This window comes from Streptomyces sp. JK94 (genome assembly GCF_053613315.1).
Window position 1 is genome coordinate 75,173 of record NZ_JBSICH010000015.1, and the last position, 24,800, is coordinate 99,972.

Annotated in this window: 18 protein-coding genes and 1 riboswitch; of the genes, 11 read left to right on the forward strand and 7 right to left on the reverse strand. The window is 73.3% G+C overall.

Annotated features, from left to right (window positions below; translation table 11 throughout):
* Positions 1 to 288: 288 nt before the first annotated feature.
* A complete protein-coding gene (gene recQ, locus ACVV2G_RS14840; protein WP_453843161.1) occupies positions 289 to 2,313 on the forward strand; it encodes a DNA helicase RecQ in 2,025 nt (674 codons plus the stop codon).
* Between the two features lie 56 nt (positions 2,314 to 2,369).
* On the opposite strand, the gene ACVV2G_RS14845 is transcribed toward recQ, so the two are convergent.
* Both ACVV2G_RS14845 and fahA read right to left on the reverse strand, forming a co-directional pair.
* Positions 2,370 to 3,308 carry a M56 family metallopeptidase gene (locus tag ACVV2G_RS14845; protein ID WP_453843162.1) on the reverse strand — a complete coding sequence of 313 codons (939 nt, stop codon included), beginning with the start codon at positions 3,306 to 3,308 and terminating at the stop codon, positions 2,370 to 2,372.
* Between the two features lie 390 nt (positions 3,309 to 3,698).
* Positions 3,699 to 4,931, reverse strand: coding sequence for a fumarylacetoacetase (fahA, locus tag ACVV2G_RS14850; RefSeq protein ID WP_453843163.1), 1,233 nt, complete (start codon positions 4,929 to 4,931; stop codon positions 3,699 to 3,701).
* Between the two features lie 478 nt (positions 4,932 to 5,409).
* Between fahA and ACVV2G_RS14855 the strand changes: the two genes are divergently transcribed.
* The 5 genes from ACVV2G_RS14855 to ACVV2G_RS14875 all read left to right on the forward strand — a co-directional run bounded on the left by ACVV2G_RS14855 (position 5,410) and on the right by ACVV2G_RS14875 (position 13,038).
* Positions 5,410 to 6,615, forward strand: a complete 1,206-nt coding sequence (locus tag ACVV2G_RS14855) for a DegT/DnrJ/EryC1/StrS family aminotransferase (RefSeq protein WP_453843164.1) — start codon at positions 5,410 to 5,412, stop codon at positions 6,613 to 6,615.
* Positions 6,608 to 9,100 carry a lipopolysaccharide biosynthesis protein gene (locus ACVV2G_RS14860; RefSeq protein ID WP_453843165.1) on the forward strand — a complete coding sequence of 831 codons (2,493 nt, stop codon included), beginning with the start codon at positions 6,608 to 6,610 and terminating at the stop codon, positions 9,098 to 9,100. Before ACVV2G_RS14855 ends, ACVV2G_RS14860 begins: the two co-directional genes overlap by 8 nt.
* Before the next feature lie 36 nt (positions 9,101 to 9,136).
* Positions 9,137 to 11,335, forward strand: a complete 2,199-nt coding sequence (locus ACVV2G_RS14865) for a glycosyltransferase (protein ID WP_453843166.1) — start codon at positions 9,137 to 9,139, stop codon at positions 11,333 to 11,335.
* A gap of 105 nt (positions 11,336 to 11,440) precedes the next feature.
* Entirely contained in the window at positions 11,441 to 11,893 is a 453-nt protein-coding gene (locus ACVV2G_RS14870) for a hypothetical protein (RefSeq protein WP_453843167.1), read from the forward strand.
* Positions 11,894 to 12,015: 122 nt separating this feature from the next.
* Positions 12,016 to 13,038, forward strand: a complete 1,023-nt coding sequence (locus ACVV2G_RS14875) for a glycosyl hydrolase (RefSeq protein WP_453843168.1) — start codon at positions 12,016 to 12,018, stop codon at positions 13,036 to 13,038.
* A gap of 18 nt (positions 13,039 to 13,056) precedes the next feature.
* Here ACVV2G_RS14875 and ACVV2G_RS14880 read toward each other — a convergent pair whose 3' ends face one another.
* The 3 genes from ACVV2G_RS14880 to ACVV2G_RS14890 form a co-directional block, all read right to left on the reverse strand.
* Positions 13,057 to 13,812, reverse strand: a complete 756-nt coding sequence (locus ACVV2G_RS14880) for a polysaccharide deacetylase family protein (protein WP_453843307.1) — start codon at positions 13,810 to 13,812, stop codon at positions 13,057 to 13,059.
* 86 nt (positions 13,813 to 13,898) lie between these two features.
* The gene (locus tag ACVV2G_RS14885) at positions 13,899 to 15,542 is read right to left on the reverse strand and encodes a glycosyltransferase family 2 protein (RefSeq protein WP_453843169.1); all 1,644 of its coding nucleotides are present in this window, start codon (positions 15,540 to 15,542) and stop codon (positions 13,899 to 13,901) included.
* Between the two features lie 27 nt (positions 15,543 to 15,569).
* Positions 15,570 to 16,640, reverse strand: a complete 1,071-nt coding sequence (locus tag ACVV2G_RS14890) for a GNAT family N-acetyltransferase (RefSeq protein WP_453843170.1) — start codon at positions 16,638 to 16,640, stop codon at positions 15,570 to 15,572.
* A 279-nt stretch (positions 16,641 to 16,919) separates the two neighbouring features.
* Here ACVV2G_RS14890 and ACVV2G_RS14895 point away from each other — a divergent pair, with 279 nt between their 5' ends.
* Entirely contained in the window at positions 16,920 to 17,729 is an 810-nt protein-coding gene (locus tag ACVV2G_RS14895; protein ID WP_453843171.1) for an HAD family hydrolase, read from the forward strand.
* Between the two features lie 142 nt (positions 17,730 to 17,871).
* On the opposite strand, the gene ACVV2G_RS14900 is transcribed toward ACVV2G_RS14895, so the two are convergent.
* The gene (locus ACVV2G_RS14900) at positions 17,872 to 18,363 is read right to left on the reverse strand and encodes a transglycosylase SLT domain-containing protein (protein ID WP_453843172.1); all 492 of its coding nucleotides are present in this window, start codon (positions 18,361 to 18,363) and stop codon (positions 17,872 to 17,874) included.
* Between the two features lie 5 nt (positions 18,364 to 18,368).
* Positions 18,369 to 18,536: riboswitch (cyclic di-AMP (ydaO/yuaA leader) on the reverse strand.
* A gap of 871 nt (positions 18,537 to 19,407) precedes the next feature.
* Here ACVV2G_RS14900 and ACVV2G_RS14905 point away from each other — a divergent pair.
* The 4 genes from ACVV2G_RS14905 to ACVV2G_RS14920 all read left to right on the forward strand — a co-directional run bounded on the left by ACVV2G_RS14905 (position 19,408) and on the right by ACVV2G_RS14920 (position 24,046).
* On the forward strand, positions 19,408 to 20,418 hold the full coding sequence (locus ACVV2G_RS14905; protein ID WP_453843173.1) for a polyprenyl synthetase family protein: 1,011 nt from the start codon (positions 19,408 to 19,410) through the stop codon (positions 20,416 to 20,418).
* Between the two features lie 495 nt (positions 20,419 to 20,913).
* Complete coding sequence (locus ACVV2G_RS14910; RefSeq protein WP_453843174.1) at positions 20,914 to 22,125, forward strand: LolA family protein; 1,212 nt, start codon at positions 20,914 to 20,916, stop codon at positions 22,123 to 22,125.
* A 57-nt stretch (positions 22,126 to 22,182) separates the two neighbouring features.
* On the forward strand, positions 22,183 to 23,166 hold the full coding sequence (locus ACVV2G_RS14915) for an ABC transporter ATP-binding protein (RefSeq protein WP_453843175.1): 984 nt from the start codon (positions 22,183 to 22,185) through the stop codon (positions 23,164 to 23,166).
* Positions 23,153 to 24,046 (forward strand): ABC transporter permease, encoded by an 894-nt coding sequence (locus tag ACVV2G_RS14920; RefSeq protein ID WP_453843176.1) that lies wholly within the window; start codon positions 23,153 to 23,155, stop codon positions 24,044 to 24,046. Before ACVV2G_RS14915 ends, ACVV2G_RS14920 begins: the two co-directional genes overlap by 14 nt.
* A 24-nt stretch (positions 24,047 to 24,070) precedes the next feature.
* Here the strand turns inward: ACVV2G_RS14920 and ACVV2G_RS14925 are convergent, their stop codons facing one another.
* Complete coding sequence (locus tag ACVV2G_RS14925) at positions 24,071 to 24,673, reverse strand: flavodoxin family protein (RefSeq protein WP_453843177.1); 603 nt, start codon at positions 24,671 to 24,673, stop codon at positions 24,071 to 24,073.
* Between the last annotated feature and the right edge of the window lie 127 nt (positions 24,674 to 24,800).

Below are 24,800 nucleotides of genomic sequence, written 5' to 3' on the forward strand. Positions count from 1 at the left end.
CGGGGCGATCGGACCGTCCGCTGGAAACGGACGGGTCCGGCGCGAACGGGGTGTACGAGGTCAACGAGGTGTACGAGGTGTACGAGGTAAACGGGGTGCACGAGGTGAACGACTGTGCTGTCCTCGACGCGGGTGACGGCCGTTACGGAGGTCGAGCCTGTGGATAACTCCGGGGCTGTCGGCGCGGACCCCTATCGTTGAGGCAGTGGTCGGGACAGGGCGGACCAGACAGACCGGACGGGACCGGATGGCCCGGACGGGCGGGGCAGGACGTACGGGGGCGAGGCGATGGGCGGGACGGGCGTGATCGGCGAGATGGCACAGGCGACACAGGCGGCGCAGGCGAAGGGTGGGGGCGCGGACAGCGAGGCGCTGGCCACACTGCACCGGGTCTTCGGGTATGAGGCCTTCCGGGGCGAACAGGAAGCGGTCGTCGAGCATGTGGTGGCGGGCGGGGACGCCGTCGTGCTCATGCCGACCGGCGGCGGCAAGTCGCTGTGCTACCAGATCCCCTCCCTGGTCCGGCCCGGCACGGGAATAGTGGTCTCGCCGCTGATCGCGCTCATGCAGGACCAGGTGGACGCCCTGCGCGCGCTCGGGGTGCGCGCCGGGTTCATGAACTCCACGCAGGACTTCGACGAGCGGCGCGTGGTGGAGGCCGAGTTCCTCGCCGGCGAGCTGGACCTGCTGTACCTGGCCCCCGAGCGGCTGCGGCTGGAGGGCACCCTCGACCTGCTCTCCCGGGGCAGGATCTCCCTCTTCGCGATCGACGAGGCGCACTGCGTCTCGCAGTGGGGCCACGACTTCCGGCCCGACTACCTCGCCCTGTCGCTGCTCGGCGAGCGCTGGCCGGACGTACCCCGGCTCGCGCTCACCGCGACGGCCACCCACGCGACGCACCGCGAGATCACCGAGCGGCTGGGCATGCCGGCGGCCCGGCACTTCGTGGCCAGCTTCGACCGGCCCAACATCCAGTACCGGATCGTGCCCAAGAGCGACCCCAAGAAGCAGTTGCTGAGCTTCCTGCGCGAGGAGCACGCGGGAGACGCGGGCATCGTCTACTGCCTCTCGCGCAACTCCGTCGAGAAGACCGCCGAGTTCCTCTCCCGCAACGGCGTCGAGGCGGTGCCCTACCACGCTGGCCTGGACGCGGGCACCCGCGCGGCGCACCAGTCGAGGTTCCTGCGGGAGGAGGGCCTGGTGGTCGTGGCGACCATCGCCTTCGGCATGGGCATCGACAAGCCGGACGTACGGTTCGTCGCCCACCTCGACCTGCCCAAGTCGGTCGAGGGCTACTACCAGGAGACCGGACGCGCCGGCCGGGACGGGCTGCCGTCGACGGCGTGGATGGCGTACGGGCTCAACGACGTCATACAGCAGCGCAAGCTCATCCAGTCCGGTGAGGGCGACGAGGCGTTCCGCCGCCGCGCCCAGTCCCACCTGGACGCGATGCTCGCCCTGTGCGAGACGTCCCAGTGCCGTCGCGGCCAGCTCCTCGCCTACTTCGGGCAGGAACCGGACCCGGCCGGCTGCGGCAACTGCGACACCTGCCTCACCCCGCCCGAGACCTGGGACGGCACGGTGGCGGCGCAGCAGGTGCTGTCGACGGTGGTGCGGCTGAAGCGGGAGCGAGGGCAGAAGTTCGGCGCGGGGCAGATCATCGACATCCTGCTGGGCAAGCGCACCGCCAAGGTGATCCAGTTCGACCACGACCAGCTCTCCGTGTTCGGCATCGGCGAGGAGCTGTCCGAGGGGGAGTGGCGGGGCGTCACCCGGCAGCTGCTGGCCCAGGGGCTGCTCGCGGTCGAGGGCGAGTACGGCACGCTGGTTCTGACCGAGGCCAGCGGGTCGGTGCTGCGGCGGGAACGCGACGTGCCGCTGCGCAAGGAGCCCGAGAAGCCGGCCGCGGCACGGGCGGCGGGTGGCGGACGCGGCGACCGCAAGTCCAAGGCCGCCGCGGTCGAGCTGCCCGAGGCGCTGGTCCCCGCCTTCGAGGCGCTGCGCGCCTGGCGTGCGGAGCAGGCACGGGAGCAGGGCGTCCCGGCGTACGTCATCTTCCACGACGCCACGCTCCGGGAGATCGCCACCGCCTGGCCCACCTCGATCGGGCAGCTCGGGGGCATCAGCGGGGTCGGCGAGAAGAAGCTGGTGACGTACGGGGAGGGTGTCCTGGCCGTCCTGGCCGGGCTTGAGGGACCGGCCCCCGCCCCGGCCGCCGCCAAGGCCTCCGCACCGGACCGGCCGTCGGACGGCCCGGGAGCGGCCGTGGACGACTGGCCCGAGGCCGAGCCGGAGCCGGACGACTGGATATAGGGGTGCACGGCGACGGCCGGCCGGGCCGATGCTGCCCGGCGCGGTCGGCCGCGTCGTCATGCCAGGGCCGTCAGGCCCGGGGCGAAGGTGATCAGCAGGGGGAGGAGGGGAACGAGGGCGGCCGTGGCCGTGGTCAGGGCCCGGTGCCGGGGCAGCAGTCGGGGCGGCGGCTCCAGGAGGCGGTCGACCCGCTCGCCCAGGAGGCGGTGGCTGGAGGCGCAGGACAGGACGCCCCGGTGCTGGTTCAGCTCGATCAGGGCCAGTGCCGTGGTCAGGTGGCCGCAGCGGCGGGAGGCGGTGTCGTCGGCGGAGAGTTCGACCAGGCGATGGGTCTGGTCGCAGAAGTGGGCGAAGAGCGGTACGTGCGGGAAGCCGGAGGCCAGGGCGGTGGACAGGTGCAGCAGCCAGTCGTGGCGGGCCCGGGCGTGCCCGCGCTCGTGGGTGAGGACGGCGTCGAGCTGATGGTCGGTGAGGCGCTGCAGGGCGCCGGTCGTGACGATCAGCTGGGGCGGGTGCCCGGGCATCCACCAGGCGTCCGGGTACTCGTCCTCCAGAACCAGCAGGGGGCCGCGGGCGGCCGGTAGACCGGCGGGCAGGTCGGGGGCGCGTTCCCGCAGGTGGGCGCGGGACCGGGCACGGCGGCGGCGGACCTCGACCAGTTCCCGGGCGAGCATGGCGGTCGTCCAGGCGGCTCCTCCCGCCAGCAGCAGGGTGAGGACCGCGGCCCAGAGCGGGCCGGCGGAGAGGTTGTAGGCCGCGGTCACCGCGGGCGGTGCCGGCGCGAAGAGCTGGGCGCGGACGGTACCGAAGACGGCGGTGGTGCCGAGGACGAGAGCCGTCAGGCAGCACAGCAGGACGGTGGCGACCAGGCACTGCCACACCCACAGCGCGACCACGGGTTCCCGCTCGGGCCACGCGGACCGGGTGAGGGCACGCGGCACCGGTACCGCCGCGGTCACGGCGACGACGAACAGCAGGAGCAGGCAGACGGTCATGCCGAGGGCTCCGGATCCTGGTCGGAAGGACGGCTCTGGCTGGACGGGGCTGTGCTGGGCTGGGCGGTGCACTGGTGCTGTGCTGTGCTGTGCTGGGCGGTGCTGTGCTGGGTCGGGCTGGGCGGTGCGCCGGGGCTGTGTGGTTCGGACTGGGCTGGGCGGTGCGCCGGGGCTGTGCTGGGACTGCGGTGGTCGCCCGGTGGTGCTGGCGCCGGTCGCCGGTCGCCGGTGCGTTGCGGGGCTCGGAGGGGTGTGCGGTTCCGAGCCGGGTAGCGCCACGAGCCGGGCGGTGGGGCGGACGTGCCGCGGGCACACCGCCCGACGCCAGTATGACGGTGCCGGGCGGTGTGCGTCAGCTGCCGACGGGCATCGGATCCGGACGCGCGAGGGCTACCGGCCCGCCGCCCGTCCGACCACCCGTCCGGTCACCTCGCCCAGCCCCACCCGGGTGCCGCCCGGCCCCGGGGCCCAGGCCGAGAGGGTCACCACGTCGCCGTCTTCCAGGAACGTCCGCTTGCCGTCGGGGAGTTCCAGCGGGTCGCGTCCGTTCCAGGTCAGTTCGAGCAGCGACCCGCGTTCCCGCTCGGCCGGTCCGCTCACCGTGCCCGAGCCGTAGAGGTCGCCGGTGCGCAGCGAGGCGCCGTTCACGGTCATGTGGGCCAGTTGCTGGGCGGCCGTCCAGTACATGGTGGAGAAAGGCGGCTCGGAGACGACGTGGCCGTTGACGGCGACGGAGATCCGCAGGTCGTAGCCGCCGGGCTCGTCGGGTTGCCCGCTCGTGTCGTCGAGGTAGGGCAGGAGTTCGTGCGTGCGCTCCGGCGGCGCCACCCGCGCCTCCTCCAGGGCGTCCAGCGGCGTGATCCAGGCCGACACCGACGTGGCGAAGGACTTGCCGAGGAACGGGCCGAGGGGGACGTACTCCCATGCCTGGACGTCCCGCGCGGACCAGTCGTTGAGCAGGCACAGCCCGAAGACGTGCTCGCGGAAGTCGCCGAGCGACACCGGGCTGCCCGCCTCGGACGGCACGCCCACCACGAAGCCGACCTCGGCCTCGATGTCGAGGCGCACGGACGGGCCGAAGACGGGAGCGGCGTCGGTGGGGGCCTTGCGCTGCCCGGAGGGCCGTACGACGTCCGTGCCCGACACGACCACCGTGCCGGAGCGGCCGTGGTAACCGATCGGGAGGTGCTTCCAGTTGGGGGTGAGGGAGTCGGCGGCGTCGGGGCGGAAGATCCGGCCGACGTTCCGGGCGTGGTTCTCGGAGGCGTAGAAGTCGACGTAGTCCGCGACCTCGAAGGGCAGGTGCAGGGTCACCGAGGACAGGGGATGGAACAGCGGTTCCAGGGTCTCGCGGTGGGAGGGGACGGTCAGCCAGGCCGTCAGGGCCCGCCGCACGTCGGACCAGGCGGTGCGACCGGCCGCCAGCAGCGGGTTGAGGGTGGGCCGCGCCAGCAGGGAGGCGTACGGCGATCCGATCGCGTGGGCCGCCGCGCCGGCGTCGAGGACGTGGTCGCCGAGCCGGACGCCCACCGTCCGCTCCTGCGCGCCGTGGACCGAGAACACACCGTACGGAAGGTTGTGCGGGCCGAAGGGGTCGCCCTCGGGGACATCGAAGGGGGGCATCGGGTGCTGCCTCGCTTTCGTGCTCGCCATGTGCGCCGTGCGCGCCGGGTGCGTCGGGTGGCCACGTGGTTCGTGGCCGGGCCACACGTTACGGGTGGCGCCCCGGTCTTGGGCAGTGCGTGGGGAGGCGGCGGTGCGTGGCGGGTGGGGCGCACTCAGCTGTGCTGACGTGCGGGGGGAATGGTGCGGGCCCCGGCGCGGGAGGCGAGGCGGGCGACCAGTGGTGCGACGGGTGGGGCGGCCTCCCGCGCCGCCCGCGTACGCCCGCGTGCAGGCCCGCGGATGTGGCGCTCCGCTTCCGTTCGAGCACGGGTGGTTGTCCACAGGCCGGTAGGCAATCTTGACGGAGCGGTGCGAACTGGGCGACTCTGGGCGGGTGCCGGGGGGCCTCGGGGAGGGGGCCTCCAGCGGCGCGCCAGGGGGACGGATGGCCGTTGGGGAGGCCGGTCCGGGTTCGGTGCGGGGTGGTTCGCAGCCGATGAAACGGCTGGAAGAGACCATGCGCGGCCGACTCGGCCGGGAATGCGTGTACGTACCGTCATGCCGCTTCGCGCTGTACGCGGCACTGCGGCACTGGTGCCCGCCGGGCGGCCGGGTGCTGATGTCGCCGGTCAACGACGACGTCATCTTCTTCGTCGTGCTGGCGGCCGGACTGCGGCCGGTCCAGGCGCCACTCCGCCCGTCGGACGCCTCCATCGACATCGACGCCGTGCCGCAGGAGACGTGGGGCTCGCTGTCCGCCGTACTGACGACGAACCTGTACGGGAACCCGGACCCGGCGCCCGGGCTGCGGACCCGCTGCGACGCGTGGGGCATCCCGCTCCTCGAGGACGCGGCGCACGCCATCGGCAGCGAGGTGGGCGGCCGGCCGGTCGGGGCCTGGGGGGACGCCTCCTTCTTCAGCCTGTCCAAGCACGTCGGCGCCAAGGCCGGAGGCATGCTCGCGATCGCCGACCCGGGGCTGCGGGACGCGCTGGGGAAGACCTGCGACGACCTGCTGCTGCCCCGGCGTACGACGGCCGAACTCGCCTACGCCGTGCGGCCGTACGCGGAGGCCGCCGTGCGTGGGCTGGGGCTGCGCAGGGCCGCCTGGGCCACGATGCGGATGCTGGGGCGGCTGGAGCGCGAGGAGATCCGGATGCCCCTGCGCCCGCGGGAGCTGGCCCGCGCGATCGCCTCGGCACCCGACCTGGCCGCGCACGATCCGTGGGTCCGCGTGGACATGCACGACTACCGGCTGCGGGCGGGGCGGTTGCGGCTCGGGCGCGTCGGACGGCGGCTCGACGGGCTGGACGGCGTACTCGCGAAGTGCCGGTCGGGGACCGAGCTGCTGCTGTCGACGCGCTGGGCGGCACCGGCCGGACGGGAGGCGCCGAGGAGCAGGACGCCCGGCGGGGTGCAGCCGCTGTTCCGGGTGCCGCTGCTCGTGGCGGACCGGGACGCGGCGGTCCGCGCGCTGGCCCGGCGCGGCATCGTCGTCGGCCACCTCTACGATCCGCCGCTGGACGACTACGCGGGCGCGGCCTTCACCGACCCGTCCCCGTCCCCCGCGGGGGCGCGCTGGTTCGCGCGGCACGCGCTGCCCGTGGACCCGCTGCGCGCCCGTGCGACCGTCGCGGCGCTGGAGGAGTCCGGAGTACGGCCGGCCGAGGCACCGGAGGGGCTGGTTCCGTCCGGTGGCTGAGACCCGGGTCCACGAGACCGTCGCGGCACCCGCCGGTGGCGGCCCGACGTCACCCGAGAGCGGGCACGGCGGTGACTCGCTCTTCAAGAACGCCTACTTCCTGATGCTCAGCACCGGCGTCTCTGCCGTGCTCGGCCTGGGTTTCTGGCTCGTGGCCGCGCGCCACTACTCGGAGGAGGCCGTCGGACAGGGCTCCGCCGCCATCGCCGCCATGCGACTGCTCGCCAGCATCACGGCGACCACGATGATCGGCGCCGTGGTCCGCTTCGTGCCACGCGCCGGCCGTGCGACCGGACCGCTGGTATGGCGTGTGTACGCGGCCAGTTCGGTGGTCGTCGCCACGGCCGCGCTCGTCTTCCTGCTCACCCTCGACCTGTGGGGCACGTCCTACGCACCGCTGGGCACGGCCGGGGCGGGCGCGCTGTTCGTCGCGGCGTGCGTGGCCTGGGCGCTGCTCACCCTCCAGGACGGTGTGCTGACCGGGCTGCGCAAGGCCGAGTGGGTGCCCGCCGGGAACGCCGTGTTCTCGGTCGGGAAGCTGATCCTGCTGGCCCTCTTCGCCACCGCGCTGCCGGCGCTCGGCATCTTCGTCTCCTGGGCCGTGGCCATCGCCTTCTCCACCCTTCCGCTCGGCTGGCTGATCTTCCGCAGACTCATCCCGCGCCAGGCCGCCGCCGACCACGACGTGGAACCGCCCAAGGCCCGCGAGATGGGACGCTTCCTGGCCGGGGACTCGCTGGGCGCCCTGTTCAGCCTGGCGATGATCAACCTGCTGCCGGTGATGGTCGCGGTCAACTTCAGCGCCGCGCAGAACGGCTACTTCTACGTGGCCTACACCGTCGGCGGCACGATGGAGTTCATGGCCATCAACATGGCCTCCTCCCTCACCGCACACGCCTCGCACGACCCGCGCCGCCTCGCCGACGGCGTCCGCGGAGCGCTGCGCCGCATGGCGCTGCTGCTGGTGCCGGTGGTGCTCGTCCTCGTCGTCCTCGCCCCGCAGATCCTCGCGCCCTTCGACGCGGACTACGCCGAGCACGGTTCCACGGTTCTGCGTCTGCTGGCCCTCGCGGCGCTGCCGAGGATCGTGGTCGAGCTGTACATCGGGGTGCTGCGCGTCCAGGGGCGCACCGGCGTGCTCGCCGCCGTGCAGGGCGCCATGTGCGTCCTGGTGCTGGGCAGCGCCACGATGCTGTTCACGCCGGCCGGGATCGCGGGCGCCGGCTGGGCGGTGCTGGGGGGCATGACGGTGGTCGCGGTGGGCTGCGCGCCCGGTCTGCGCGCCACCCTGCGCGGCGGCGGCCGAGCGGCGGGTTCCGGTGGTGCCGGGGGCTCGGGCGGTTTCGGGGACACGGGGTCGCGGGGCGACCGGAAGCAGGGGGCCGCCCCCTCCTACGGCACTCGCTGGGCCCGGTTGAACGCCACCGCGGGATACGGCACGAACTGGGCGCGGCGGGTGGCGTACGAGCAGGAGCAGCCCGGCGAGGCGGCACGGGAGGACACGGTCGCCCTGTTCATCGGGCGCCCGGGTTACGAACGGGAGGCCCTGGAGGCGGACACCCTCGCGATGATCGTCCGGCGGCCCCGGGACTCCGGGGTCGGATTCGCGTCCGGGTCCGGGTCCGAGTTCGTGTCCGGGTCCGGGTCCGTTTCCGGGTCCGAGTTCGTGTCCGGGGACAACGGGGACGGTTCTCGGGACGGCGGTCGCGATGACGGGGACGGTTCTCGGGACGGTGGGCCCGACGACGGGGACGGCTTCCACGGTCGCGACGACGGCGTCGAGGTGGTGTCCGAGCGGCGTCTCAGACCGGTTCTGTGGCTGCTGCTCGGCGTCACCGCCATGGTCCTGCTGGTGGCGTTGCGCGGGCTGCCCTGGCTGAGCGGCGCGTCCGGGGCCGGGGCCGGGCTCACCGGACGGGAGGTGCTGCGGGGGCTGCCCCTGCCGGCACTGGTCGCGGGGGCCCTGCTGCTCGTGGTGTTCGCGGCGTCCGTGACCTTGTGCGCCTCGCCCGACCCGTGGCTGCCCGGCACTTCGTTGGCAGCCGTCGTCGTCGCCCTGTACGCGGCGCCCGTCGCCCTCGGCCGGGAACCGGACGCGGTGGCCGGGACGTTCTACGCGAAGACGGCCGGATTCCTCGCGGACGCGACGGGGCTCGACGGGCCCGGCCCCCTGCTGCGCTGGGCGCCGCTCGTCCTGCACCTGCTCTGTCTCGTACCGCTGTGGTCGCTGCTCGCGAAAGCGGGCGGCCGACTGCCGTGGCAGGGACGCTGGGGGGTTCTGTATCTCGCTGCGGTGGGGGGCTGGGTCTGGCACCAGGAGCTCGCGCCGGTCGCGCCGCCTCTCCTCCTGCTGCTCGTTCTCGTCGTCCTGCTCCTGCCGGTGCGCCGCCCGGCCTGCACGACGGATGTGACGGACGTGATGGATAGGACGGACACGACGAAGCCCGCGCACCGCACCAGACCGAACGGCATGTCCGGGGACTGACCAAGCGCAGAGCCGAATCGTCGGGGGGAGACCGTCGTGCGTCCGCCAGCAACTCCACGGGAGAGATCCGCTCCAGAGCCCGCGCCCGGGCCCCAGACCCCGGACGCGCCCGACCGGGTCGCACCGGGGCTCTCGGCCACGCCGCCCCCTTCGGACCAGCCGCCCCCCTCGGCCGCACGGGAGTTCTCGGACGAACCGACGCGCGCGGACGACGAGCCGACAGGCGTGAACAAGCCGGCACATGTGGACGAACCGGAAACCAGCGAGGCCGCCCGCACCTCGCAGGAGTCGGTCACCGCGACCTCGCAGGAAGCGTCCGCACGGCCGGTTCGTGTCACCGCACGCGCCCACCGCCCCCCTGCCCGGGAGCCCGCCGGCTTCGTCGCCGGGCCGCCCGTGACGGATCTGTCCGACCTCGCCCCCGCCGCCTGGCCGGCCCGCGTGGCAGCGGCCTGGCCGGCCGTGCCCCTGATCGTCGCGCTGTCCCTGTGGGTCCACGCGATGCGTCACACCGACGTCTCCGCCCTGGACGACTTCGGTCTCGTCAGCGCGCTGCACCCCGCCTTCTGGGCCGGCCTCGCGGTCCTCACCGCGGGCTTCTGGTGCACGGTGCGCCATCCTCGCCGAGGCGGCGGCTGGCCGCTCGCGTACGTCCTCGGCCTGCTGGTGATGGAGCGGGCCACCCAGGCCGTCCTCTACCCGGCCCCGCTGTACGCGTGGGCGTGGAAGCACGACGCGGTCGTCGACCACCTGCTGACGTCCGGCGGGCTGCAGAGCGCGGACCAACTCGGCGACATGGCCGTCTACGACCAGTGGCCCGGCTTCTTCGCCGCCCAGGCCGCGCTGGTGCGGCTGCTGGGCGTGGACAACGCCGCGATGTACATGGCCTGGTGGCCGCTGGCCTCCAGCGTCATGCTGCTGCTCCCGCTGCTGCTGATCTACCGGACCTTCACCGAGGACCGGCGGCTGATCTGGACCGCCGTGTGGCTGTTCTGCGTCGGCAACTGGGTGGGCCAGGACTACTTCTCCCCGCAGTCCGTCGCCTTCGCCCTGCACCTGGGCGTCCTCGCGGTCGTACTGCGCCGCTACGGCCGCTCCGGCGGACGGGACGGCCGGCCCGGGCAGGCCGTGTGGACCGTACTGCTCAGCGTGCTGCTCATCGCCATCGTCGTGTCCCACCAGCTCACACCCGGCATGCTCGTCGTCACGCTCGTGGCGCTGGCCTTCACCCGCCGCCACCGCCACTGGGTTCCGGTGGTCACGTCGGTGGCGATCTTCCTGGCCTGGTGTCTCACGGCCGCGCTCCCCTTCCTCTCCGCCGCCATGCCGGAGATGATCCGCTCCATCGGTGACGTCGGTGCCAACGTCGAGACCGGTTACGGGGCCACGCCCACCGGCACCGGCGCGGTGGCGACCTCCTGGGCGGCCCGGCTGCTGTCGGCCTCCGTGCTCCTGCTCGCGCTGGCCGGCGTACTGCGCCAGCGGGTGCTGCGGCACCGGGCGCTGCCACTGCTGCTGGTCGCGGCGGCCCCACTGCCGATGCTCGTGGCGAGCAGCTACGGCAGCGAGATGATCTTCCGCGTACTGCTGTTCATGCTGCCCGGCGCGGCGTTCTTCGCCGCCGCCGCGCTCCTGCCCGAGGTCCGCACACTGGCCGCCGCCGCTGACGCCGCCGCGCGGGGGAAGGACGGACGCTCGCCGGACGTCTCCGCCCGGCGCCGCCGCCTGCGCCCGCCCTCGTTGCCGCCGCTGCGGTACGGCGCGTGGGTGCCGTTGCCCGTGCTGCTCGCCGGGACCCTCGCGTTCGTGCCGAGCTACTCCGGCAAGGACCGCGTCAACTACTTCCCGCCCCGGGAAGTGGCCCTCGTCCAGCAGCTCTTCGACCAGGCGCCCGACGACTCCCTGGTCGTCGCCGCCAACCGGAACTACCCGCTCGCCTACGAGCGGTACTGGCGGGTCGACCACTACTGGTTCCTCGACGACGACCGGCGCCACGTCGAGGAGATCGTGCGCGACCCGGCCGCCGTCCTCGCCCGCGACATGGGAGCCGTGGAGGCACCCGCCCGCGCCTACTTCCTGCTCACCCAGGGCCAGGTGGCCAACTCCGAGATGAACGGGCAGTTGGACGAGGCCCAGCTGAGACGGGTGAGGGAGTCCGTGGCGGGCTCACCGCGGTTCGAGCGCGTGGCGGAGAACAGCGCCGGCGTCCTCTACGTCCTGGGACCGGCGAGCTGAGCCGCCGAGCCGAGAAGGGCGAGAAGGGAGTGAGTGATGACACCGGAGGGGAGTGAGTGATGACACCGGAGGGGAGCGAGTGATGACACCGGAGGGGAGCGATTGGTGACACCGCAGGACCTCGTGATCCGGATGCTGCCTCCGTTCGGCGGCTGGCTGGCGCTCGCCGCGCTCGCCCTGCCCGGCGGCTCACCGCTGCGCGGCGCGGCGGTCGCGGTCTTCCTGGCCGTCGGCCCGGGCGCCGCCCTGGTCGGCATCTGCGGCCCCGCGCTGCGGGCCCGCCGCGCCGAAGGCCCCGTGGAACGCCGGGCCCCGGACTTCGAACACCACTCCGACCTGCTGGAGGGGCTGATGCTGGCCGTCCTGCTGAGCGTGAGCGCCGCGACGCTGGCCGCCACGGTGCTGATAGCCACGCGCGTCTTCAGCGGGGACCGCGTGCTGCTGACGCTCACCCTGCTGACCACGCTGGCCGCGTTCTGCCCGCGCCTGCGTGCCGCCCCGGCGCCCAGGACGGCGCCGGGGGCGGTGCCGAGGACACGGAAGGGTTCCGCTCTGTGAGGTTCGCCCGTCCCGCTCGTCGTACGTCTGCGGATTCGGCGACGACCGGACAGCACCGCCGGCCCAGGGCCCCCACGGAGCCGAAGCCTCTCCCGGGCCGGGGACGGCGCCGTCTGCTGACCGTGTCCGTCGCGGTCACCTGCGCGGTTCTGGTCGCGGTGCTCGCCCTGCGCGACGCCTCCGGCCCGGCCGGCCCGGCCGACGACGGGGAGTGCCGCCCGACCGCCCTCCTCGAACCGCCCTGCGGCGCCTGGTTCGGTGCCTTCGTGCCCCACGACAAGTCCGACCTGGCCGAGAAGGTGCGTGCCTACGAGGAGAACGTCGGCCGCAGGCTCGACATCGTCTACACGTACCACGACATGTCCGCGGTCACGGACACCCGTCTGGAGGGCCAGCTCCTCACCGAACAGGAACAGCGCGTCGGGAAGGACCGCATGCTGCTGCTCTCCTGGGAGAGCAAGTGGTGGGGCGGTACGGGGAAGCAGCAGCCCACCTGGAGGCGGATAGCCGCCGGCGAACTGGACGACTCCGTGATCGACGTCCAGGCGCGGCGCATCAAGGAGTACGGGCAGCGCACGGGGAAGAAGGTGTTCCTCTCCTTCGACCTGGAGATGGACACCCGCACACCGGACAACGGCACCCCGGCCGACTACGTCCGCGCCCACCGCCACATCCACGACCGGTTCCGCGAGCTGGGCGTCGACAACGTCGTGTGGACCTGGATCATCACCGGCTACCTGGACCACGCCGACCTGTTCGAGCGGATGTACCCCGGGGACGACTACGTCGACTGGATCGGCTACAACCAGTACAACTACTACCTCTGCCACAAGGCACGATGGCTCAGCTTCGCGCAGACACAGCACGCCACCCACGACTGGATCCGCGCCCACCTCTCCGCCGACAAGCCCCTCATGCTCTCGGAGTTCGGCAGCGCGTCCGACCCGCAGCGGCCGGACCGGCAGGCGGACTGGTACGCGCAGGTGCCCGGGGTGCTCAAGGACCTGGAGGGCGTCAAGGCCGCTCTCCAGTGGAACCACCGCGACCCGGGACCGCACTGCGACCTCGCCGTGGCGGGCGAGCAGGCGTGGGCGGCCCTGCGCGAGGCGGCCGCCGACCCCCACCTCAACCAGCCGCGTGGCTGACGCGGGCGGCGGCCGGGGTCACCCGGCGAACTCCGGCCCCCGCACCAGGGCACGCCCCCGCCGGTACCACCGCCACGCCACCGTCTTCGGCCCGTCCCGGTAGGGCGCGATGCGGGCGCCCTCCCCGGCCAGCCAGCCCTCGACGTCGGCGACCGTGTGGCTCTGCCGCACGATGAGCCGGGCGATGCGGTACCGCTCGTCGCGGTCCGAGCTGAGCGCGTGCCGCACGGCGGTCGCCGTCTCGTACCCGGCACGGGCCGACCACGCCCGCACCTTGGCGCTGTTGTAGCCGTGCGGATAGGCGAGGTGGCGGACCGGGTGCCCGAGGACGTCCTCCAGTACGGCCTTGGAGGCGCGCAGTTCGCGGGCCAGTGCCTTGGCCGGCAGGGTGTCGAGGGGGGCGTGGGTGACGGTGTGGCTGCCGATCTCCATGCCGGAACGTTCCAGCTCCGGCACCGCGTCCAGGGTCATCATCGGGGCGGGCGGCAGCAGACTGCGGCCGCCCGGTGTGATGGCCCCGGTGGTGAGGTAGGCGGTGGCGGGCAGCGCGCGCTCGGCCAGCGCCTCGGCGGTCGGACCGGGCAGGTCGGCGAAGCCGTCGTCGAAGGTGAGCAGCACCGGCCGGGCCGGCAGCGGCGCCCTCCCCGCCAGGTGGTCCGCGAGCACGCTGAGGGTGACGGGCGTCCGGCCGCTGTCGGCGATCGTGTCCAGGTGCGCGGCGAAGTCCCGGGGAGTGACGGTGAACTCGGCGATCCACGCGGGCGGGTCGTCCATCACCGCGTGGTAGAGGAGGACCGGGACGGGCCCGTCTCCCGGCGCCCGGCCGCCCTCCCGCGCCCCGCCCGCCCTCGCCTTCTCGTTCATCCCGCCTCCCGTGCGACCGCGCGCAGGGTACGGCGGGCGCGCAGATAGCCGACGGGTCCGTACAGCATGCCCCGGAGCTGCAACCGGGCCAGGCGGCGCGGCCAGGGATACGTACGGGAGTCGTGCCCGCCCGGAACCCCCGCCGCGGGGCCCGCGCCCGCACCCCCGCCGTGGCGACCGACGGTGACGTGGGCGCCTGTCGCTTGTGCGTCGGTGGTGCACGGGCCGGTGGCGCATGCGGCGTCGGTGGGCGGGCCGACGGCCTGTGCGTTGCCGGTGTCCGGGCCGGTGGTGTGTGTGTTGCCGGTGTCCGGGCCGGTGGCACGTGCGTCGGTGGTACATGCGGTGGCGCACGCGTCGGTGGTGCGTACGGCGGTCAGCCCCCGCGCGTGCGCCAGTCCGCCCGGCACCCGGGCGAGGAAGGCCGGCAGCAGCGAGGGCCGGTTCACCAGGATCGCCGTGAGGTACGCGGTGAGGCCCGCCCCGTAGCCGTACGCCTGGGCCTCCAGGTCCCGCCAGGTCTCCCGGTGGTGGTGCCAGACCAGTGCCGAGGGGGTATAGCGCAGCCCGTGCCCCTGGGTGAGGATCCGGACGAAGCCGTAGAGGTCGTCGCCGCCCCGTGCGCGCGTGCCCGCGCCGGTCGCCGGGTCGAAGCCGCCGACCGTCCGCAGCACCTCCGTGCGGAACGCCATGTTGGCGCCGGAGCCGAAGCGGCCGGCCGTGAACGGGAACAGCGGCTCGTCGGCGGGCGGGTGCCCGGGGTCGTACGTCCGCGGGGTGAACCCCTTCGCGAAGCCGCCGTGGCTCTCCAGCAGTACCTGGGCGGGGGTGCTCAGCCGCGCGGGCAGGATCAGGCCCGTGGTACAGCCCAGGCGCGGGTCGGTGGTGAAGGGCGCGGTCAGCTCGGTGAGCCAGCGCGGGTCGGCGACGACGTCGTCGTCGGTGAAGGCGACCACCTCACCCCGTACGGACGCGAGTCCCCGGTTGTGCGCGAGCGCGAGCCCGGGGACCGGTTCGCGGACGTACCGCACCCGCTCCCCGTACTTCCGCTCGACCAGTTCCCGGGTCTCCCCGGTCGCGGGCGCGTTGTCGACGACGAGGATCTCGAAGTCCGGGTGGTCCTGGGCGAGCAGCGAGTCCAGCGCACGGGCGAGCTGGTCCGCGCGTTCCCGGGTGGCGACCACGACACTGGCGGACGGCGGCGCGGGCAGCGGTCCGGGCGGGGGCCCGTGGGGCAGCTCCCGGGCGAGTGCCGTCAGCACCTCCGTGGGGTCGGCGCCCTCGGGCACCTCCCCGAGCAGGGTGCCGACGGGCCGACCCGACCTTCTGACCAGGAGGAACACCGCCCCGGACGTCACCGGCGCGCTGCCCGGTCCCGGCCTCAGCGCGACCCGCTCGGCCTTCTCCGTGCCCCTGGCGCTCTCCGTCCCCCTGGCGCTCTCCGTGCCTCCCGCGCTCTCCGCGTCCGGGGATGCCGCCGCGCCTTCCGCTCCGCCCGCGCCCTCCGTTCCGTCCGTCCCCTTCGTCCCCGCGGCCCCCTCGGCGACGAGATCCAGCTCGGCGACCTGTACCGGCCCGATGCTCAGGAACTCCGCTATGTCCCGCTCCGTCTTCTGCCGCGCACGCCGTGCACCGGCCATGCGCCCACCCCCTCGTGTTGCCCTGCGTCATGACCGGCGCAGCCGGGCCACGCCCCTCGACGTCCGTACCGCCAGCGACGCCAGCCGGGGCCGGCGGCGCACGAAGCCGCGCGCACGGCGGGCCGGTTCGCGGCCGAAGCGGTGCAGCGCGGCACCGGTCCCCGGGCGCGCGGCCGCTCCCTCGTACACGGGCAGTTCCCCGGTCTTCAGCGCGTCCTTGTACTCCGCCGCGCCCCGGCCCATGTCGAGCATGCCGATGCCCTCGGCGGCGGCTGCCTCGGCCATGCGCAGATGCAGGACCAGCCCCGGCGAGTACTTGGCCAGGTCCGGGTCGTACGCCGGGAACCAGCACGCCAGGACCGTCGCCGACCGCAGCCCGAAGTGGGCGGCGGCCGGCCGGCCGCCGGCGTAGAGCACGGACAGCGTGCCCGTGCACCCCGGTGCCCGGGTCCCGGCCAGCCGGGCGACCAGCCGGCTGATCCACTCCTGGGCGAACCGGTCCCGGCGCCCCGTCCTGCGGTACTGGGCCGACTTCCACTCCATCAGCGTGCGCAGCGCGGCCGGGTCACGCTCGTCGAACACGAAGCGCACGCCCCCGACCTGGCGGCCGAGTCTGCGCTCCTTGGCGAGGGTGGTCTTCAGGAACTTCGGCGACCGGGCGCGCAGCACGCTCTCGTACGCCTCGTACCCCTTCGCCACGTCGATGACGTACGTGGCGTGCTCCTCGGCGGCGGCCGGCACGAAGAGCCCCTGGTCCGCCTCCAGGTTGTCGAAGGCGAAACTCGACAGGGAGCAGGCCCGCAGCAGTCGGCGGGTGTCCGGGACGAGGCCCGGGCGCAGCACCGCTCCCTGGCAGTCCGAGACCCCGAGTCCGATCGCCCGGCCCTGGCCCAGCGGCCCGCGCTCGTACGGGAGGAAACCCGCGATGTCGCCGCCGTCGTAGACCACCGCCACCCGCGCCCGCGGCCGTACCCGGCCCACGGCGTCGGTGAACTCCGGTTCCATGAACGGATTGCGGGGCGCCGTCGACCGGGCGCGCAGCTCGCGCCAGTGCTCCCGTTCCCCCTCGCCCAGCTCCTCGGGCCTGAGCACACGCACACGTCCGCTGTTCAACCCGACCCCCCGATCAAGTCCCCTGGACAACAGGAAGGTACCCCCGGGCGCCCCCCGGCCGGTAGGTAGCGGACGATCCTGTTGCCAACCGGTGCACAGGCCTTGAAGCGGCCTTAGCCGATGATGTGCCAGGTTTCGGACACGAACGTGCGTCCTCGTGCGTACTTACGCGGTACTCGTGCGCACTCGTGCCGGACTCGCGCGTCCTCGTTCGGATGCGATCGCGGGTGAGCCGGGCAGGTGCGGTGTCCGTATTCTCTGATCATGGACCGCACCGCATATTCACTCGTCGCCACCGACCTAGACGGCACGCTGCTCCGCGGCGACGACACCGTCTCCGACCGGTCGCTGGGCGCGCTGGCACGGGTGGCCGAGGCCGGTGCGCGGCACCTGGTGGTGACCGGGAGGCCGGCGCCCCGGGTGCGGTCCCTGCTCGGCCGTCTCGGCTGCACGGGGCTCGCGGTGTGCGGACAGGGCGCGCAGGTGTACGACGCCGCCGCGCACCGGATGCTGTGGTCGGTCACCCTGGACCGGGAACTGGCGGAGACCGCGCTCGGCAAGATCGAGGCCGAGGTCGGGCAGGTGCACGCCGCCGTCGACCAGGACGGTGTCGACGGCCTCACGCTCATCGAGCCGGAGTACCTGATGCCCCACCCGACGCTGCCCGCGGTGCGGGTCGAGCGGCGCGACGAGCTGTGGAGCGCGCCGATCAGCAAGGTGCTGCTGCGCCATCCCGACCTGTCCGACGACGAGTTGGCGGCGACGGCGCGCACGGTGGTCGGCTCCCTCGCCACGGTCACGATGTCGGGGCCCGGGACGGTGGAGCTCCAGCCGTGCGGTATCACCAAGGCGACCGGTCTGGCGCTCGCCGCCGAGCACCTGGGCCTCGGCCGGCGGCGGACGATCGCCTTCGGGGACATGCCCAACGACATCCCCATGTTCCACTGGGCCGCCCACGGCGTCGCCATGGCCGACGCCCACCCCGAACTCAAGGCGGTGGCCGACGAGGTCACCCTCACGAACGAGGACGACGGCGTGGCCGTCGTCCTCGAGCGGATCTTCGGAGCCTCTTAGCAGCAGGGCTCAGTGCGGCTCTGCCGAGCCCAGCAGGCCTCTGCAGGCCTCAGCAGGGCAGCAGGACTCGGCAGGCACCGGCAGGCCTCGGCGAACCTTGGCCGGCTGCCTCGGTCCGCCGTCCCGGCGGGCGTCAGCGGGCTCAGTACGCGCCGAAGACGTTGTCCATCGAGCCGTACCGGTCGGCCGCGTAGTTGCAGGCCGCGGTGATGTTGGCGACCGGGTCGTACGGGTCCCAGGAGGTGCCGGGCACGTGGTACGCCTGGAAGGTCGGGTCGATCACCTGGAGCAGGCCCTTGGACGGGGTGCCGTTGATGGCGTTGATGTCCCAGTTGTTGATGGCGAGCGGGTTGCCGGACGACTCCCGCATGATGTTGCGGTGGATGCCCTCGTACGACCCGGGGATGCCGTGCTGCGCCATGATGTCGAGCGACTCCCGGATCCAGCCGTCGAGGGTGTCCGGGTACGTCGTCACCGCGGTGGCGGCGGTCGTGGCGGCGGCCGGGGTGGCCGCGGACGCGCTGGTGGCGCCGATGAGCGGCAGGGCGAGCACGGCGGCGCCGGTGCCGGCGACGGCGAGCTTGCGGGCGATGCGGGCGGTCCGGGTGTGACGGTTGTGACCGTTGGCAGACATGCGTGAGTCCCTCTCCTTACGCCTGCGAGGTGAGCTGTCGGGTTCGGGCGGGGAGGTGCCCGGCCGGGCCCTGACGGGCACGGCTTCACCCCGAGCCGCTCCGGTGGTGACCGGTGCGGCGACTTACCTGGGTCCCCCGCTCCTGCCTGCGAGTTTGTTGGTGGATGACTGTGCGTACGGGCGGTGGCAGGATTCGGCGTCCGCCCGACAGGCCCGGAACGTATGCGAGAGCACATGTCCGGAACAAGTGCAGGAATCACCCAACGCGCCTGTTGACCTTGGTCTGGGGGGTTTGAGGTGCTTGATCCTTTGCGGTCGCCAAGCCTCAACTGGCTTGCGGCGCAAAGGGAGGGCCTAGTCGGCGGCAGGGTTGCTCACAGGGAGGGGGAGTGAGTCAACTCACTGGCCTCGGCAAGAGCGGCAAATCGGGCATTGCTTCCAAGTGTGCGTCAATCGGCCGCGGATGGGGGTGGGGGTGGGGTGAGAGTGAGGGGTGGCGGATGGGCGGGTGGTGGCCGGGTGGGTGTGAGCGGCGGGTGCGGTCGGCCGGGTGAGGGCTGGGCGAGTGCGGCCGGGCGGGCGTGGTCGGCCGGGTGGGGGCTGGACGGGTGCGACTGGACGGGTGCGACCGGGTGGCGCCGACTGCCGTACGCGGCCTTGCCGGGGCCGCCCGGGGCCCGCTCCGTCCGGTGTTCCCGTTCGGTGTCCCCGTGTGCCGGGCGGGCATCCGTTCGGGACGGGAGGGGGGTGTGCCGGGTGGGTGACGTTCTCGGAGCGCGGGCCGTTGGGAGGAGTGATGGGATCTTCGACGGCGGCTTCCGGGCCGCCCGCACTCCGTGCCGCGGGCCTCGGGTGATGTCGATCAATATCTGCTCATATCGCCTGATCGAAATGTTGCCGCACATGATCCGATACCGACCGGCCTGTAACGGTGGGCGCTAGCGGTGATCGAAACGTGACCGGATACGCTGACTTGAGTGGTGGCAGCGACCTATCGACAAACCAGGTAATCGCCAGTGGACACCAGCAGACAGGAGACCCCTCGTGACCGTCGTCGGGCCGTTCGGGCTGAGCGTGCGGGACCAGGCTCTGGAAGCCGATGTCCAGGCCGGATTGGTTGCTGTCGAGGAAGGGTTGCTTGAGGCAACCAAAAGCGAGGTGCCCTTCATCACGGAGGCCGCCCAGCACCTGGTGCGGGCGGGGGGCAAACGGTTCCGGCCGTTGCTGGTGATGCTCGCGTCCCAGTTCGGCGACCCCTACGCCCCCGGGATCGTGCCCTCGGCGGTCGTCGTGGAGCTGACCCACCTCGCCACGCTGTACCACGACGACGTGATGGACGAGGCCACCGTGCGGCGCGGGGTGCCCAGCGCGAACACCCGCTGGGACAACTCGGTCGCGGTCCTCACCGGCGACTTCCTGTTCGCCCGCGCCTCCCAGATCCTCGCCGACCTCGGCCCCGAGGCGGTCCGCGTGCAGGCCCTGGCGTTCGAACGGCTGGTGACCGGCCAGATCCTGGAGACGGCGGGCCCGCAGGACGGACGGGACCCGGTCGACCACTACCTGGACGTGCTGGGCGGCAAGACGGGATCGTTGGTGGCGGTCTCCTGCCGGTTCGGCGCGATGATGTCCGGCGCCGACGAGACGGTCGTGGACGTGCTGACCCAGTACGGCGAGCGGCTCGGCGTCGCCTTCCAGCTCGCGGACGACGTCCTGGACATCGCCTCCGACTCGCACGAGTCGGGGAAGACGCCCGGGACCGACCTGCGCGAGGGCATCCCGACCCTCCCGGTGCTGCGGCTGCGCGAGCGGGCCGCCCGGCTGGGGCTGGCCGAGGACAACGCCCTGTGCGAGCTGCTGGACTCCGACCTGAGTGACGACGCACGGCACGCGGAGGCCCTGCGTCTGCTGCGCGCCCACCCCGCGCTGGAGCAGGCGCGACGGGACACCGTCCGGTACGCCGAGGAAGCCCGGGCGGCGCTGGCCCCGCTCAAGGAGTGCGACGCGAAGGTCGCGCTGGTGGAGCTGTGCGACGCCGTGGTGCACCGGGCGGGCTGAGCCTCCGGTGGCCGAGGTCCCGGGTCCGGCCCTCGCTCCCTGGCCGTCGCCTTCGTAGGCGCCGGGTCCCGAGCCGCGGGTGGCCTCGCCCTGGCCGAGTGCCGCCCGCCCTGCCCGCCGTCGGTTTCCCGGCCGCCTTCTCTGGCCGGCGTCCGCGCCTCGGCCGGCTCCGCGCCCAGGTCGGCGTCCGCCCCCCCCCGGGCCGGGGCCCGTGCCCAGGTCGGGGCCCGTGCCCAGGTCGGCACCTGCCCCGCCCTCGTCGGACGGCGCACCCCACTCCTACGGGCGGGGGGAGGCGACGCCCCTCCGTGTCATCCCGCAGGAGTAGGCGGAGTTGAGCCCGGGGTCTGACGCTTCCGTCCGGCCGATTTGGTCAGATGGACACTACGGAAAACACCAATCCTCACCGATTCGGGTGAGAATGGCGGCTCACGGGTGAGAGAACGAGTGCGAGGTCGCGAGAGAGCCGCCGCCGACGACGGAGGTAGGGCACACATGGCACCGATCGATTCCGACGACATGACGACCGCCGGGGAGGGCGAGGACTCGCGTGCCGGACGGCGCAGGGCCACGCGGTACGTCGTCCCGGTCGCGGTGATGGGAGTGGCGGCCGCGACGATCGGGCTCGTCCCCGCGCTCGCCGACTCCGGGGACCCCGATCTTCCGGAGGTCACGGCGGAGCAACTCATAGAGAAGATCGCCGAGTCGGACGTCGAGCAGTTGTCCGGCACGGTCAAGATCAGCACGGACCTGGGCCTGCCGGACCTCGGCGGCCTGGAGAGCGGCCTGATGTCCGGGATGTCCGGCGGTCCGCGGACGGGCGGGGACGAGGACGGCTCCGCCGCCGACCCGTCCGCCAAGCTCACCGGGCTGGTGTCCGGCACCCACACCCTGCGGGTCGCCGCCGACGGACCCGACCGGCAGAAGCTGTCGCTGCTGGAGGACGCCGCCGAGTACAGCCTGATCCATGACGGCAAGGACGTCTGGGGCTACGACAGCAAGTCCAACGAGGTCTACCACTCCACCGTCTCCGGCGCCGCCGGACAGCCGGAGAAGGAGGTGCCGGCCACCCCGAAGGACTTCGCCGACCAGGCGCTCGAGGCGGTCGACGACACGACGTCGGTGACGGTCGACGGCACCGCGCAGGTGGCCGGCCGGGACGCCTACCGGCTGGTGATCAAGCCCAAGCAGTCCGGTTCCACGGTCGGTGCCGTCACCGTCGCGGTGGACGCCCGGACCGGCATGCCGCTGAAGTTCACGCTGACCCCGGCGAGCGGTGGCGCCGCCGTCGTGGACGTGGGCTTCACCCGGGTCAGCTTCGCGAAGCCGGACGCGTCGACGTTCGACTTCACGCCGCCCGAGGGCGCGAAGGTCACCGAGGGCGACGAAGCCGCGAAGGCGCCCGGGCAGGGGCACCGGGCCGAGGACGGCCTCGCCGGGGAGATGGACGGCCTGGAGGTCATCGGCGAGGGCTGGAACACGATCGCCACCTTCGACACCGGCGGCCAGGGCCTGCCCACCGCTGCCGCGGGCGGCGGACTCGGCGGCTTCCTCGGCTCCTTCGGCGACCAGGTCAAGGGCGACTTCGGCTCCGGCACGGTCTTCAAGACCCGCCTGGTCAACGCCCTGATCACGGACGACGGCACGGTCTACGCCGGTGCCGTCACCAAGGACGCGCTGGTCAAGGCGGCCGACGCCGCGCAGTAGCGGCACAGCCGTGCCCGTACGACGCAGCCGTCCCCGTACGACGCAGAGAGGGAGCCGATGGCCGCACCGCCCACCACGGAGCCGGAGCGCCCGGACCAGGGGAGCGCGGACGATGCCGTCATCGCCACCCGCGCGCTCACCAAGCGCTACCGCGGCGGGCAGCTCGCCGTGGACGGTCTGGACCTGACCGTCCCGGCGGGCAGTGTCTTCGGCTTCCTCGGTCCCAACGGCTCCGGCAAGACCACCACCATCCGCATGCTGATGGGGCTGATCGAGCCGACCTCGGGCACCGCACGCGTGCTGGGCCGGCCCGTGCCGCGCGCCGCCCGCACCGTGCTGCCCCAGGTCGGCGCCCTCATCGAGGGCCCGGCCCTGTACGGCTTCCTCTCCGGCCGCGACAACCTGCTGCGCTACGACGCCGCCGACCCGACCGCCGACCCGCGCACCCGGCGCGAGCGCGTCGAGGCGGCGCTGGACCGGGTGGGCCTCGCGGCCGCCGCCGGCAAGAAGGCGAAGGCGTACTCGCTGGGCATGAAGCAGCGCCTCGGCCTCGCCGCGGCCCTGCTGCAGCCGCGCCGCCTGCTCGTCCTGGACGAACCGACCAACGGACTCGACCCCCAGGGAATGCGCGAGATCCGCGCCCTGGTGCGCGAACTGGCCTCCGACGGCACCACCGTCTTCCTCTCCTCCCACCTGCTGGACGAGATCGAGCAGGTGTGCACGCACGCCGCGGTGATGGCGCAGGGCCGGCTGATCACCCAGGGCGCGGTCGCCGACCTGGCGGCGGGGGCGCGCGGCCGGCTGGTGGTGACCACACCGGACACGGGGGAGGCCGCCCGGGTGCTGAAGGATCAGGGGGCCGGGGACGTGGTGACCGCCGAGGACCGGGTGACCGCGGAGCCCCCCGAGCGCGACCTCGCCGACCTGAACGCCGCGCTGGTCTCGGCCGGTGTCCGGGTCCGCGGCTTCGGCGTGGAGCGGGCCTCCCTGGAGGACGCGTTCGTGGCGCTGACCGGGGAGGGCTTCGATGTCGCAGGCTGAGGCGCGGCGGGCGGCGCGTGCCCCGAGTCCGCTGTGGTCCTTCGGACTGCTCCGCAGCGAACTGCTGATCACCTTCCGGCGCTGGCGCACCCTCGCCCTGCTGGGCGTACTGGCCGTCGTGCCGGTCCTGGTCGGCGTCGCCGTGAGGATCGAGACGGGCGACGGGTCGTCGTTCGGCCCCGGGGGCGGTGGAGGGGGCGGCGGCGAGGGACCGGCGTTCATCTCGCAGATCAGCAACAACGGCCTGTTCCTGGTCTTCACCGCGCTCGCCGCGACCCTCCCGTTCTTCCTGCCGATGGCCGTCGGCGTCGTCGCGGGCGACGCGATCGCCGGCGAGGCGAGCGCGGGCACGCTCCGCTATCTCCTGGTCGCCCCGGCGGGCCGCACCCGGCTGCTGCTCACCAAGTACGCGACGGTGATCGTCTTCTGCCTCGCCGCCACCCTGGTGGTCGCGGCCTCGGCGCTCGCGGTCGGGGCGCTGCTGTTCCCGGCCGGCGACCTGACGACCATCTCCGGCACCCGGATCACGTACGCCGAGGGCCTGGGGAGGGCGCTGCTGATCGCCCTGGTCGTCGCCGCGTCACTCGTCGGTGTCGCGGCCCTCGGCCTGTTCGTCTCGACCCTGACCGGCAGCGGCATCGCGGCGATGGCGACGACCGTCGGGCTGCTGATCACCGTCCAGATCCTCGACCAGATCCCGCAGCTCGACGCGCTCCAGCCGTACTTCTTCTCCCACTACTGGCTGTCCTTCGCCGACCTGATGCGTGCCCCGGTCCACTGGGACGACGTGGTGAAGAACCTGGGCGTCCAGGTCCTCTACGCGGCGGTGTTCGGTTCGGCGGCCTGGGCGCGGTTCACGGCGAAGGACATCACCTCGTAGCGGACAGGCCCGCGGCCGAGGGCGTCACCTCGCGGACGAGGTGTCCGCGTGCTCGTACGGGAATCGGGCGAGCGGCGCCTCCTGCGCGAAGAAGGTCTTGGCCCGGGACAGGGCGTCCGTGTCCCTCAGCACGTCCCCGGGCCGGCTGCCGTTGCCCAGCAGCACCCCGCCGAAGCGCATGCCCAGGTAGGCCGCCGAGTTGTTGAGGGTGCCGATCAACGGGTCGGCGACCTCCTGCTCCTCGTGCGCGAGCGCGGTGACGCCCCACAGGGTGCGGCCGGACAGGGTCGCCTTGAAGTCCAGGCCGGGGGTGCGCAGCCAGCCGGACCAGTGGTCGAGGTAGCGCTTGACCGGGGCGGACAGGGAGTACCAGTACAGCGGCGAGGCGATCACGAGGTCGGTCGCGGCGAGCGTCGCGTCGAGCAGCAGGCCGGCGTTGCCCCCGGTGGGGCGTACGTGGTCGCTGTCGTGCCGCAGGTCCTCGAACTCGGGCAGGGGGTGCTCCGCCAGGTCGATCCACCGCTGCTCGGCGTCCGAGGGCAGTTGCTCGGCGGCGCGCCGGGCGAGCAGCTCGGTGTTGCCGTCGGGGCGGCTGCTGCCCAGAAGGAAGAGGAAACGACGGGTCATGGGGTCCCCCGGAGTGGTGGGTGTGGGCCAATACCAGCACATGCATTATATGCGTACGCATGGACCTGTCCATGGGGGTGCGCGGGTGGATGCCTCCGCGGGACGCGCACGTGGGCCGGTCCGTCCA

Coding starts and splice junctions, on each gene's coding strand:
- ACVV2G_RS14895 (WP_453843171.1), top strand. CDS start 16,920: ATGGACCGCACCGCATATTCACTCGTCGCCACCGACCTAGACGGCACG.
- ACVV2G_RS14915 (WP_453843175.1), top strand. CDS start 22,183: ATGGCCGCACCGCCCACCACGGAGCCGGAGCGCCCGGACCAGGGGAGC.
- ACVV2G_RS14855 (WP_453843164.1), top strand. CDS start 5,410: ATGAAACGGCTGGAAGAGACCATGCGCGGCCGACTCGGCCGGGAATGC.
- ACVV2G_RS14925 (WP_453843177.1), bottom strand. CDS start 24,673: ATGACCCGTCGTTTCCTCTTCCTTCTGGGCAGCAGCCGCCCCGACGGC.
- ACVV2G_RS14900 (WP_453843172.1), bottom strand. CDS start 18,363: ATGTCTGCCAACGGTCACAACCGTCACACCCGGACCGCCCGCATCGCC.
- fahA (WP_453843163.1), bottom strand. CDS start 4,931: ATGCCCCCCTTCGATGTCCCCGAGGGCGACCCCTTCGGCCCGCACAAC.
- ACVV2G_RS14845 (WP_453843162.1), bottom strand. CDS start 3,308: ATGACCGTCTGCCTGCTCCTGCTGTTCGTCGTCGCCGTGACCGCGGCG.
- ACVV2G_RS14920 (WP_453843176.1), top strand. CDS start 23,153: ATGTCGCAGGCTGAGGCGCGGCGGGCGGCGCGTGCCCCGAGTCCGCTG.
- recQ (WP_453843161.1), top strand. CDS start 289: ATGGGCGGGACGGGCGTGATCGGCGAGATGGCACAGGCGACACAGGCG.
- ACVV2G_RS14910 (WP_453843174.1), top strand. CDS start 20,914: ATGGCACCGATCGATTCCGACGACATGACGACCGCCGGGGAGGGCGAG.
- ACVV2G_RS14880 (WP_453843307.1), bottom strand. CDS start 13,812: ATGGACGACCCGCCCGCGTGGATCGCCGAGTTCACCGTCACTCCCCGG.
- ACVV2G_RS14885 (WP_453843169.1), bottom strand. CDS start 15,542: ATGGCCGGTGCACGGCGTGCGCGGCAGAAGACGGAGCGGGACATAGCG.